This window comes from Vibrio orientalis CIP 102891 = ATCC 33934, from assembly GCF_000176235.1.
Taxonomy (GTDB): domain Bacteria; phylum Pseudomonadota; class Gammaproteobacteria; order Enterobacterales; family Vibrionaceae; genus Vibrio; species Vibrio orientalis.
Genome location: NZ_ACZV01000005.1, coordinates 2082351 through 2094826 on the forward strand (window position 1 = coordinate 2082351; position 12476 = coordinate 2094826).

The 12476-nt window shown below is 45.1% G+C and carries 11 protein-coding genes and 1 other RNA gene; 5 read left to right on the top strand and 7 right to left on the bottom strand.

Annotation, left to right across the window (positions count from 1 at the left end):
• Positions 1–16 precede the first annotated feature (16 nt).
• From VIA_RS20155 to VIA_RS20165, 3 genes are read right to left on the bottom strand one after another with little or no spacing between them, the layout of a single operon-like run.
• Complete coding sequence (locus VIA_RS20155) at positions 17–1240, bottom strand: FAD-dependent 2-octaprenylphenol hydroxylase (protein WP_004415635.1); 1224 nt, start codon at positions 1238–1240, stop codon at positions 17–19.
• A 24-nt stretch (positions 1241–1264) separates the two neighbouring features.
• On the bottom strand, positions 1265–2440 hold the full coding sequence (gene ubiH, locus VIA_RS20160) for a 2-octaprenyl-6-methoxyphenyl hydroxylase (protein WP_004415637.1): 1176 nt from the start codon (positions 2438–2440) through the stop codon (positions 1265–1267).
• Positions 2441–2452: 12 nt separating this feature from the next.
• Entirely contained in the window at positions 2453–3028 is a 576-nt protein-coding gene (locus VIA_RS20165) for a YecA/YgfB family protein (RefSeq protein ID WP_038211177.1), read from the bottom strand.
• Between the two features lie 237 nt (positions 3029–3265).
• On the opposite strand from VIA_RS20165, the gene VIA_RS20170 reads away from it, so the two are divergent.
• The 5 genes from VIA_RS20170 (at position 3266) to serA (ending at position 6635) form a co-directional block, all read left to right on the top strand.
• A complete protein-coding gene (locus VIA_RS20170; protein WP_004415640.1) occupies positions 3266–3574 on the top strand; it encodes a cell division protein ZapA in 309 nt (102 codons plus the stop codon).
• A 21-nt stretch (positions 3575–3595) separates the two neighbouring features.
• Positions 3596–3779: non-coding RNA, 6S RNA (gene ssrS, locus VIA_RS21965), on the top strand.
• 33 nt (positions 3780–3812) lie between these two features.
• Positions 3813–4397, top strand: coding sequence for a 5-formyltetrahydrofolate cyclo-ligase (locus tag VIA_RS20175; protein WP_004415641.1), 585 nt, complete (start codon positions 3813–3815; stop codon positions 4395–4397).
• Between the two features lie 91 nt (positions 4398–4488).
• Positions 4489–5145 carry a ribose-5-phosphate isomerase RpiA gene (rpiA, locus tag VIA_RS20180; protein WP_004415642.1) on the top strand — a complete coding sequence of 219 codons (657 nt, stop codon included), beginning with the start codon at positions 4489–4491 and terminating at the stop codon, positions 5143–5145.
• Positions 5146–5405: 260 nt separating this feature from the next.
• On the top strand, positions 5406–6635 hold the full coding sequence (serA, locus tag VIA_RS20185; protein WP_004415643.1) for a phosphoglycerate dehydrogenase: 1230 nt from the start codon (positions 5406–5408) through the stop codon (positions 6633–6635).
• Positions 6636–6700: 65 nt separating this feature from the next.
• On the opposite strand, the gene ilvN is transcribed toward serA, so the two are convergent.
• The 4 genes from ilvN to leuO form a co-directional block, all read right to left on the bottom strand.
• Entirely contained in the window at positions 6701–7195 is a 495-nt protein-coding gene (gene ilvN / locus VIA_RS20190; RefSeq protein WP_004415644.1) for an acetolactate synthase small subunit, read from the bottom strand.
• 1 nt (position 7196) lies between these two features.
• Positions 7197–8921 (bottom strand): acetolactate synthase 3 large subunit, encoded by a 1725-nt coding sequence (locus VIA_RS20195; protein ID WP_004415646.1) that lies wholly within the window; start codon positions 8919–8921, stop codon positions 7197–7199.
• A gap of 437 nt (positions 8922–9358) precedes the next feature.
• Positions 9359–11167, bottom strand: coding sequence for an AMP-dependent synthetase/ligase (locus VIA_RS20200; protein WP_004415647.1), 1809 nt, complete (start codon positions 11165–11167; stop codon positions 9359–9361).
• A 166-nt stretch (positions 11168–11333) separates the two neighbouring features.
• Positions 11334–12293, bottom strand: a complete 960-nt coding sequence (gene leuO, locus VIA_RS20205) for a transcriptional regulator LeuO (protein WP_004415648.1) — start codon at positions 12291–12293, stop codon at positions 11334–11336.
• Positions 12294–12476 lie beyond the last annotated feature (183 nt).

Consider the following 12476-nt stretch of genomic DNA (forward strand, 5'->3'; position numbering starts at 1 on the left):
TCTGTGAATCAAGCTACTACGACTTAATCACCGCTCGCTGAGCAAGCTTGGGTAAGTTCCCGGTAAGTCCAAGCGCACGCTTCATAATTTCATCTTTTGCGCCTGGCAATTGACCCACCAGCTTCATACCAATGCCGCGAATCAATTTCTTGGCAGGATTGCTCCCTTCAAACAAATCTTTAAAGCCTTGCATTGCTGCGATCATTTTCGCCGCCTCAGCTTTACGCCAACGTTCGTAACCTCTGAGATTACGCTTAGTGCCGAAGTCCTCACCCTTTTGCCAAAGCTCGATCACTTCTTGCGCCAAACTTGCCGCATCCAGTAAACCTAAGTTAACCCCCTGCCCTGCAAGTGGGTGGATGGTATGAGCCGCATCACCAACCAAAGCAACACGCTCAGTCACAAAATCACGGGCGTAACGCATTTTAAGTGGGAAGGCAAAGCGATCACCTTCAACTTCACACAGGCCTAAGCGATTATCAAATTCTGTCGTAAGCACTTTATTAAACTCACGGTTTGACATTTCGACTAAGCGTTCTGCTCGGTTTGGTTCTGTTGACCACACAATCGAGCTTAAGTTGTCTTCACCTAGGGGTAAGAAGGCTAATGGGCCTTGTGGGGTAAAGGTTTGGCGAGCAATACGCTCATGCGCTTCTTTGGTGCGAACATTAGCGACAATCGCACTATGGCCATAGTCCCAATGGGTTAACGGGATATCTTGCTGCTTTCTTACCCAAGAATTCGCGCCATCAGCACCGACAACTAATTTCGCCGTTAATGATTGGCCATTATCAAGCGTCAACCAAGCTTCGCTTTCACCCATTGCCATAGAGGCACATCGCGCAGGCATAAATAGCGATACATTCGCTTGCTGTTTCACTTGGTCAAGCAGTGCTAATTGAATCACGCGGTTTTCAACAATATGCCCAAGATCTGGCTGAGCAAGCTTCTGTGCTTCAAACTCTATGCGTGCAAAACTATCTTGCTCCCACACTTCCATTGCACGATAAGGGGCCGCTCTACGCTGCATGATTCCCTGCCATGCACCTAAGTTACGCAAGATAGACTCGCTTGAGCGACTTAAGGCGGAAACACGAACGTCTGGTAACGTATTGAGATCGCTTTCAGGCTCACAGCTTTCAATTACAGCGATACGCAGATCGGTATCTTTAAATGCGGCCGCGAGTGCTAAACCAACCATTCCACCGCCAACGATCGCGATATCTACACTTTGCATCATATGTTTGTTGTCCTTGTTGCTGACTTATCGAGCCACCAAGCCTAAAGTTCTTTTGAGTAAGGGCGCTTTTAGCGGAGCAAAATTATCCATAGCGAACAGCCCCAAATTACGACCTATACGCATCGTCAAATAGTCATTCGAAAAGATATGCACTAGAGATGATGTCATTGAAATGGTCGCGTGACGATCTTGTGCTCTGGCTTGCTTAAATTGCTTGAGAACACCATATTCACCGGGGTCTTGCGGATGATGCGCAATACACTCCGCTAAAGTCGCGACATCACGAATACCCAAATTAAACCCTTGTCCTGCTATTGGATGCAGTGTCTGCGCTGCATTGCCGACAATGGCAAAACGATGGGAAACATTTTGCTCTCGGTAGCGCAATAACAGTGGGTAGTTGGCCCGCTGCCCGGCTTTTTCTAACTTGCCAAGACGCCAACCAAAGCTCGCTTGTAACTTAGCCAAAAAGGCTTCGTCACTATAATTCATCACTTGAGCGGCTTCGTCTGGCCTCAGACACCATACCAGAGACATTCGGCCTTCAGACATCGGCAGCAATGCCACTGGACCGGACTCTGTAAAGCGCTCAAACGCACGTCCATTATGCGCTTGTTGAGTAGTAATATTAGCAATCACAGCCACTTGGTCAAAATCGTGCTCTGAAAGCGTTAATCCAACCTGCTGACAACAGGTAGAAATCGCGCCATCTGCCGCCACCAAAAGCTTACCTTCAATCTTTTGATTGTCGCTTAACATCAGCTCTACTTTTTCTTGCTGTCGAACAACTTGCTGTACCGAGGCATGAATCAGCTCGATATGTTCATCTTGCTCAATTTGCTGATGATAAATACGTCCAACATCGGCAAGCTCAACCACATAACCCAACGCGTCAACGGCGAGTTCATCGTTTGTTATATCCGTCATTCCAGCATGAGAGCGATCCGATACGTGGATATGAGTAATCGGTGTTGCAACACTCTCAATCTGTTGCCAAAGCTCAAACTGCTTGAGGACATTGACTGTGCCATAGGAGAGCGCAATCGAGCGAGAATCAAACCCCGGATGAGCCTGGTGATCAACAGGAAACGGCTCAATCACAGCAATAGATAACGGCTGAGATGAGAGCTTATTTATTGCCAGCGCTAACGTCATTCCAGCCATTGCGCCACCAGCAATGACGACATCAAACTGCTTCATGGACCTACCTACTTAGTGAATAGTTGGAGCGGCTTGCTGGGTTGGTCGTTGACCAAATTCAGAGTGAATCGTCAAAACGCACGCTTTAACATGCTCAATTACCTGCTCAAGCAGTTGCGCCTGCTCTTCTAGGTCGTCATCTTCATCAATGCCAAGCTTAGATATTTCTTCCAGATCAGCCAATGCTTCTTTGACATCCTTAGAGGCTTTTTTAAGTTCAGCGTTAACGAGACCTAAGCCGGAAATATAGTGGTTTACCCACTCAGCCAAACCATCAGCAATATCAAACAGTGATGCACTTGCTTCTTCATCAGGAAGTAGAATTTCTAGGTCCATACCTGAGCCTGTCAATTCGCTGATCGTTGCATCCAGCGCCGCTTGTGCCAACTGTAAAGACTTTGTTGGCCATCCCATACCTTCGCTGACATAGTCATAAACCATTGGTTGCCAGCTTTTGTCCGTCAAACTAAGACCGCCACTGAGCATACCGGTTAATAAACCGTGCAATTCAGCTGGATTGACCGCTAAACCGGCTGACTGTAATTCACTCGCAAATGTCAGATAATCTGGTAGTTGTTTGTCGCTCATTAGAATGACCCAATTGAAATAAATAAGCTCAATCGTATCACTTACCAAAGCGGCCGAAAACGAACGATTGCTCAATTGTGGGCACCTTTTACTCAATTTGCCCAATTACTGTGTTATTGTGCGCTGAATTGCACCACAGGTTCTGGAAAAGCTTGAATCTTAATGGGCGTTTTTCTATAGTTTCCTCCTCGGTGATTGTTTGCTTTATCACCTTAGGCAACAGATATTAGAGTCGATATGAGTAATCAAGCGGTAGAAGTTGAAATCTTAGGTAAGTTAATGCGGGTAAATTGCCCTGCTGGACAAGAAGAGTCTTTGATTAACGCAGCCCAACGTCTAGAAAGCCGCCTGACTGAAATGGCAGAAAAGACTAAAATTACTAATGAAGTCCAATTACTGACCTTTGTTGCATTAAACTTTAGTCATGAGCTTGAAACTCGTGATAGCGATTCAAAGCAAGAACAAAATGCACTGTTTGAGCGCATGGAACAGCTCTCAGCCTCTTTAGATAGTGCAATGAGTAAAGTGAAGCCAGGACAGCAATAGCCTTTACAGTACCAACAAAAATTTACCCTGGAGTGTGCGTTAGGGGATTACGTCCCTGAGCCGATAAGCAATACTAAAGGGTTAGTACTTGGTTGCTATTGAGCAAGCTCGGCATGCACCGAGAAGCCTACGGTAACCATTGCTGATCCGCCCTGAACCAGCTGGTTCATGGGTCAAACATCTCCGACGACACTCTGGGGTATCCTCCTTTGAATGCCCATAAACTATGGGTATTATCATGAAGTTCTCTCGACAAGACTTTCGCCAATCTATTCGCCAGCGACGTAATCAGTTAAGCGAAGGCTTCCAGCACCAAGCTGGACGAGATCTTTGCCAGCAATTTTTATCTCTGCCTGAAGTCAAACCCGCTCAGCACATTGCTTTGTACTTATCGGCGGATGGTGAAGTGGATACCATGCCACTCATTGAGGAGCTCTGGCGAAGCGGTAAACATGTTTATCTCCCTGTGATTCACCCCTTTTCGAAAGGCCACTTACTTTTCCTTCACTATACAAAGCACTCCCCGATGGTGCTTAACAAGTACCAAATCGCTGAGCCGAAACTCGACCAAACCCAGATTATTCCAGCCCAATCACTCGATGTTATTTGCACGCCTCTAGTTGGGTTTGATTCCGCCGGACATCGATTAGGCATGGGTGGCGGCTACTACGATCGCACCTTAGCGCCATGGTTTAAGACCGGCCAAGGTCCAAAACCTATCGGCCTTGCTCACGATTGCCAGCATGTCGACGCCCTACCGATTGAATCGTGGGATATCCCACTGCCCAAAATTGTGACTCCAACCAAGGTTTGGCAATGGTAAATTTCTACGCTCACTCATCACTTCAAGTATGATACGGATAAGGCTATAATCGCCGCGCAAACGTTAATACAACCTCTTTTAGGAGATGAGCATGACTCAAGATGAAATGAAGAAAGAAGCTGGCTGGGCTGCACTTAAGTATGTCGAAAAAGGCAGTATTGTTGGTGTAGGTACCGGTTCAACAGTGAATCACTTCATCGATGCATTAGGCACTATGAAAGAGGAAATCAAAGGTGCGGTATCAAGTTCCGTTGCTTCAACCGAGCGCTTAAAAGAGCTAGAAATCGAAGTCTTTGATTGTAACGAAGTTGCGGGTCTAGATATCTATGTTGATGGCGCTGATGAAATCAACGCTGACCGCGAGATGATTAAAGGTGGCGGCGCAGCGCTAACGCGTGAAAAGATTGTTGCCGCAATCTCTGACAAGTTTATCTGTATCGTTGACAACACCAAAGCTGTTGACGTACTTGGTGAGTTCCCACTCCCTGTTGAAGTAATCCCAATGGCACGCTCTTACGTTGCACGCGAGTTGGTGAAACTTGGCGGTGACCCAGCTTACCGTGAAGGCGTGACAACGGATAACGGCAATGTAATCTTAGATGTTTACGGTCTAAAAATTACGAACCCTAAAGATCTAGAAAACAAGATTAACGCACTACCAGGCGTAGTAACAGTTGGCCTATTTGCACACCGTGGTGCAGACGTCGTTATCACTGGTACACCAGAAGGTGCAAAAATCGAAGAGTGATAAGATACTCATCGATTCTTGTTATTTCATTACAAACGGCACCTTAGGGTGCCGTTTTTGTTGTTTATCTATATAAAAATTATTCCTTATTCCGTAATTTTCTTACCCAAACTGTATTTTTTTTGTTAACTTAGTGAACAGAAGACGCACAAGGAAAACGTTTGCGTCACCTTGTGAGGTAACAAAACGTTTGCTTTTATTACATTACAATCTTTGTGCGCCAGTTAAGCCCCAATTTCCCCACTTTAAGGACGAAGATAATGGCCAAAGTTTCACTGGAAAAAGACAAAATTAAGATCCTCCTGCTCGAAGGTCTTCACCCATCTTCTGTAGAAGTACTTCAAGCAGCTGGTTATACCAACATTGAATATCACAAAGGCTCACTACCAGAAGAAGAGCTGCTGGAAGCGGTGAAGGATGTTCACTTCATTGGTATTCGATCACGAACAAACCTTTCCAAGGAAGTGATCAGCGCGGCTGAAAAGCTGGTTGCGATTGGCTGTTTCTGTATTGGTACCAACCAAGTCGATCTTAATGCTGCAGCTGTACGCGGTATTCCAGTGTTTAACGCACCATTCTCAAATACTCGTAGTGTAGCGGAATTAGTCCTTGGTCAACTGCTTCTACTTCTACGTGGTATTCCAGAAAAAAATGCCTTGGCACATCGTGGCATTTGGAAGAAGAGTGCCGACAATTCATACGAAGCTCGTGGTAAACGCTTAGGTATTATCGGTTACGGCCATATCGGTACCCAGCTAGGCATTATTGCAGAAAACCTTGGTATGCGCGTTTACTTCTACGATATTGAGAACAAGTTGTCTCTGGGTAACGCAACGCAAATTCATACCATGAGCGAGCTACTGAACAAGTGTGATGTGATTACGCTACACGTACCAGAGACACCAGAAACGAAAAACATGATGGGCGCTGAAGAGTTTGCTCGCATGAAGCCAGGCTCAATCTTTATCAATGCCGCTCGTGGTACTGTGGTCGATATTGAAGCGCTTTGTCACAGCCTTGAAGCTGGCCACATCGCTGGTGCCGCTATCGATGTGTTCCCAACGGAGCCAAAGACCAATGCTGACCCATTTGAATCACCGCTACAGAAATTTGATAACGTTATCTTGACGCCGCACGTAGGTGGTTCAACTCAAGAAGCGCAAGAAAACATTGGTGTAGAGGTTGCTGGTAAACTAGCTAAATACTCAGACAATGGTTCTACGCTATCAAGTGTTAACTTCCCTGAAGTATCACTGCCTGAGCACCGTGATTGCTCACGTCTGCTGCACATTCACCAAAACCGCCCAGGTATCCTAACGCAAATCAATACCATCTTTGCTGAGGAAGGAATTAACATTGCCGGCCAGTACCTGCAAACAGCAGCCGACTTTGGTTATGTTGTGATCGATGTTGAGACCGAGCGTTCAGAAGAAGCACTAGCGAAACTGAAGAGTATCGAAGGTACTATTCGCGCTCGCATCCTGCACTAATCACTAGTTGCAAGGCACAAAAAAACCACCGACTTAGCGGTGGTTTTTTTATGGGAGTTCAGTTTTTAAGGCTTAAGAGCACGCTCGCCGCGAGCGATACCAACAACACCACTTCGTGCGACTTCTAGAACTTCAGTGACTTCTGACAGCGCTTGAATAAAGGCATCAAGCTTTTCACTGGTTCCCGCCATCTGAACCGTGTACTGAGAAGCGGTGACATCAACAATCTGACCGCGGAAAATATCCGCTGTTCGCTTCACTTCTGCGCGAGAGAAACCACTCGCTTTGACCTTAACCATCATCAGCTCACGCTCAATATGATCGAGCTCTGATACTTCTTGAACCTTCAACACATCAATCAACTTATTGAGTTGCTTTTGGATTTGTTCCAGTTCCATATCATCTGAAATCGTTGTGATATTCAGACGCGACAAAGTTTCATCGTCTGTCGGAGATACCGTCAATGACTCAATGTTATAAGCACGCTGAGAAAACAGACCAACAACACGAGACAAAGCGCCCGGTTGGTTTTCCATTAGTAGTGAAATAATGTGTCTCATATTAAGTTCTCTCCGTCTTGCTTAGCCACATATTGTCCATACCTTCGCCTTTAATTTGCATAGGGTATACGTGTTCAGTTTCGTCTACATTGATGTCGACAAACACCAGACGATCTTTCATGTCCAGCGCTTGCTTCAAACCAGCTTCAAGCTGATCTGGTGACTCAATACGAATACCAACATGCCCATACGCTTCAGCGATAGCAGCAAAATCCGGAACGGAACTCATGTATGAGTTAGAGTGACGGCCTTGGTAAATAATGTCTTGCCACTGCTTTACCATGCCTAAGAAACGGTTATTCAAGTTAATGATTTTTACAGGAATATCATATTGCATCGCCGTGGATAGCTCCTGAATATTCATCTGGATACTACCGTCACCTGTCACAACCACCACTTCTTCGTCTGGCTTAGCAAATTTAACGCCCATGCCTGCAGGTAGGCCAAAGCCCATCGTGCCTAGGCCACCAGAGTTAATCCAACGACGTGGTTTGTTAAATGGGTAATATAGAGCGGCAAACATTTGGTGCTGACCAACGTCTGATGCAACGTAGGCATCTCCACCGGTCAATTTATGCAGCGTTTCAATTACTTGTTGCGGCTTAATACGCTCTGGAGAAGTTTCGTAGGATAAGCACTTACGATCACGCCATACTTGGATCTCATCCCACCAGCGGTTCAACGCTTGTTGATCATTGGTACTACCTTGCTCTTCAAGCAAGTTCACCATCGCCTGGAGCACTTTTTCCGCAGAGCCTACAATCGGCACATCCGCTTTAACGTTTTTCGAGATCGACGACGGATCGATATCAATATGCATCACTTTCGCGTTTGGACAGTACTTCTCAAGGTTGTTTGTGGTTCGGTCATCAAATCGAACCCCAACACCGAAAATCAGATCAGCATTATGCATCGCCATATTGGCTTCATACACACCGTGCATACCCAGCATACCTAGCGCATTTTTGTGCGTGCCAGGGAAAGCCCCAAGCCCCATTAAGGTGCTAACAACAGGTAGGTTTAGCGCTTCAGCTAACTCTGTTAAGTGTTTTTCAGCTTCAGAGATAACAGCACCACCGCCGACATAAAGCACGGGTTTCTTGGCTTCTAAAAGTGTTTTCAAACCTTTTTTGATTTGCCCTTTATGGCCAGTAGTCGTTGGCTTATAAGAACGCATCGAGATTGATTCTGGGTACTCATACGGCAGTTTGATTTGCGGGTTCATGACATCTTTTGGCAAATCGATAAGCACAGGTCCAGGTCGGCCTGTTGTTGCAATATAGAAGGCTTTTTTAACCGTTTCGGCGATATCTTCCGCTTTCTTCACGAGGAAGCTGTGCTTCACTACTGGGCGCGATACACCCACAATGTCACACTCTTGGAAGGCATCATTACCAATCATATTGTTTGGTACGTTGCCTGAAATAACGATCATTGGAATTGAGTCCATATACGCTGTTGCAATACCCGTAATGGTATTGGTCGCGCCAGGACCAGAACAAACCAGTACTACACCCGGATTACCGGTTGCTCGCGCATAGCCATCCGCCATGTGCGTTGCTGCCTGTTCGTGACGAACAAGAACGTGTTTAATTTGGTCTGTTTTTGCATGAAGTGCATCATAGATATCGAGAACAGAACCACCTGGGTAACCAAAGATCTGTTCAACGCCTTCTTCGATCAGAGATTGAACGACCATCTCCGCACCGGACAACATTGCTGCCATACTTTTCTCCTTAACCAATTCACCAAAGTGTAAGGTCAACACTCTGGGCTGGTTTTACATAGTCTAGGTCTTATTCGTAGCCTAAATCGAAATACTTCCACTTTTTCGGCTATGTCTTGTCTGTAGTTAAAATCAAACAAGTTCACGCAACAAATGTAACGTTTTATTAGCAACGGGTCTAATGCGACTCCTCTCCCACTTTAAACGATATGCTATTTTTCAACACTAAATCACAAAAACAGCCTACACAGAGCAAATAAAACAGAACTTTACTCTGACAATCACTTAAAATACGTTGAATAATATCCGAGAAAAGTAACGCCTGATGATAATCGACAACCATTTTATTAAATCTAAAGTGGCAAAAAAAATCCCCCAAAGCACTTTAAGTGCGTTGGGGGATTATTGAACAAGAGAAAAATTAACTTCGCGAAAAACTACTTCTTATCCGCTTTATCGTTATACATTTCTTCGATTTCATCCTGATATTTGTCATTAATGACTTTGCGACGAAGTTTCTGTGTTGGTGTTAGCTCACCATCATCCATAGAGAAGGCTTTCGGTAGCAGCTTGAACTTTTTCACCTGCTCAAACTTGGCCAACTCTTTCTGCAGATCATTGACGCGCTTCTCTAGCATCTCAACTATTTGGTGATGCTTAACCAGCTCTACGCGATCGTGATACTTAATATTGAGCTCTTTTGCGTACTCTTCTAGGGAGTCGTAACAAGGGACAATCAATGCAGAAACAAACTTGCGTGTATCAGCAATCACAGCGATTTGTTCGATAAAATGATCTTTACCAATCGTACCTTCAACCATTTGCGGCGCGATGTACTTACCGTTAGAGGTCTTCATCAATTCTTTGATACGGTCGGTAATGAATACATTACCATTTTCATCAATGTGACCTGCATCACCGGTCTTTAAGAAGCCATGTTCATCGAAGGTTTTTGCCGTCTCTTCTGGCATCTTATAGTAGCCACGCATAACCATTGGACCACGTACTAAGATCTCGTTGTTTTCACCGATCTTAACTTGAGCGCCAGGCATCGACATACCAATCGAGTCTGGGTTAAAGCACTTATCATCCCAACAAGAAACCGTTGCGGTAGTTTCTGTCATGCCATAACCCAACTTAACGTTGATACCAATAGCGTGGAAGAAGCGACCAATCGTCTCATCAAGCTTTGCGCCACCACATGGCATAAAGTTGATTTTTCCGCCCAGTAACGCACGTAGCTTTGATAGAACCAACTTATCGGCTAGTGCATACGACTTCTTCAGCATCAATGAAGGTTTGCGACCTTCTTGATGACAAACCGCCATCTTAGCTCCCATATTCACCGCCCAAGTAAATAGGACTTTGCGAATAAATGGCGCTTTGGCGACCTTTTCATGGATTGCAGAAAAGATCTTCTCGTAGAAACGCGGAACAGCACACATCACAGTAGGGCGAACTTCACTTAAGGCATCACGTACTTGCATGGTGTCTTGTAGATAGCAGTTAGTCGCGCCTTTGTAGAGGACGTAGAAGGTCCAAGCTCGCTCAAATACGTGGGATAGCGGTAGGAAACACAATGAAACATCAGACTCAGATAGGCTTAAGCGTTGATCATGACCTTCAAGTTGAGCGGCGATGTTAGCGTAATCAAGCATGACCCCTTTAGGCTGACCAGTGGTCCCTGAGGTATAGATAAGTGTCAGTAGATCATCGAAATTAGCTTGAGATAAACGCTCGTCTAGCTCGGCTTGCTGCTCGGCTTGAGCGTTGGCAATAAACTGCTGCCAACCTATCGCATGTTCAAAACCACCAAGCTCAATCTCATCCGACATCGCGACAATCAGCTCTAACTGTTCACATTGGTCATAGATAGAGACAGCAGCATCGAATTGTGGCTGTTCACCAACAAACAGAATACGTACATCCGCGTCTTGTAAGATGTAGGCGGACTGTGCCGCTGTGTTTGTTGGGTAAATAGGTACCGTAACAGCGCGTAGTTGAAGCGCAGCAAAATCAGCCACAGTCCATTGTGGCATGTTGTTGGAGAAGATACCGATCTTATCCTGAACTCTGATTCCATGAGCCAATAGAGCAAGTGATAGCGAATCAACTTGCTGACCAAACTGCTTCCAGCTAATGCCGTTCCACATATTGCCGACTTTATGCTTAAGTGCAATACGGTCACTGCCATTGGCAATTTGGTCTCTAATTCGTTTTACGATATGAAAATCTAAGTTGGCCATTCTTCGTCTACCTTTAGCTTACACCTGTAAGCTTTAATCAGCGCACAAGTGTACATTTCGGACTAGAAAAGGCAACTGATGAGCGTCAAAGTTATCAATATAAATAATAAAAAACCTCGGACAGTATTCACCATCCGAGGTTTTATAATTTCGATGATTGAGTCGATTAATCTAATGCAACGACTTCACCACAAATCATCATAAGCTGGTCACGCAACCAGATATGACCTTTGTCTTTTTCGCTCGATTCGTGCCAGCTAAGGAAACCGCTGATCTTGCCGTTTTCAAATGGGAACTCGATCACTTGCAGTTGATCTTTGTTTGCTGCGTTTTCTACCATCCAACGCGGAGCAATTGTTACTAGTTCAGATTGACCGACAACGTACAATACGTTGCTCAGGCTTGTACCTTCATAGTACGCCTGTACATCTAGATCGCGATACGCTTGCTCTGAGAAACTACGCTGACCATGTACTTTCGATAGTTTTGCGTGACGTTCACGAAGCAATGAGTCTGCCGTTACCACTCCTTGAATGCGAGAATGACCTTTAGATGCCACAACAACTAACTCATCTTGGAAGATTTCAGTGCTAGAGAAGCCTTGCTCATCAAAACGCGCGTAATCAATAACAAAGTCGATTTCTTGGTAACGCATACGCTCTGCAAGCTGACGGTCAAACTCCGCGTCAAGATGAAGCTGCACATTTGGTGCTAACTCATGAATCGTTGACATGATTTTCGGTGCGAAACGCATATCACATGGGCTGCAAATCGCTAGTTTAAACAGGCGAGTTGACGTTTCAGGTGAGAATACTGAGCTTGGCAATTCGTTACGAATTAACTGTAGAGCCTGACGAACTGGACCAAATAACTGGCGAGCACGCTGGGTTGGTTGAATACCACGACCTTGACGCATGAACAGCTCATCATTAAACATCACTTTCAGGCGAGCAACGGCATTACTTACCGCGGGTTGAGACATACCTAGATTGTGCGCTGCACGAGTAATGTTTTGCTCTTGCATAACGGCATCAAAAACAGTTAATAGGTTTAGATCTACTCCACGTAAAGTACTTTCCATGCGGTAGCTAGCAATAGCACTCATAGACTCTTTCTTGTCAATCATTGGGCAAGCCTCTTAATTCTTCAGCGTAAATGGTTCTTAATTCAAATTGAGTTGGAATAGAAAACCCAAATCTCGTCTCATCCGTTATATTTATTTGTTAGATGTTTACTGACGAATTCCTACTATCAACGAATCATTCGGCGTTTAGCAATAAGATTGACAATTAATCATCATTTTTTACTT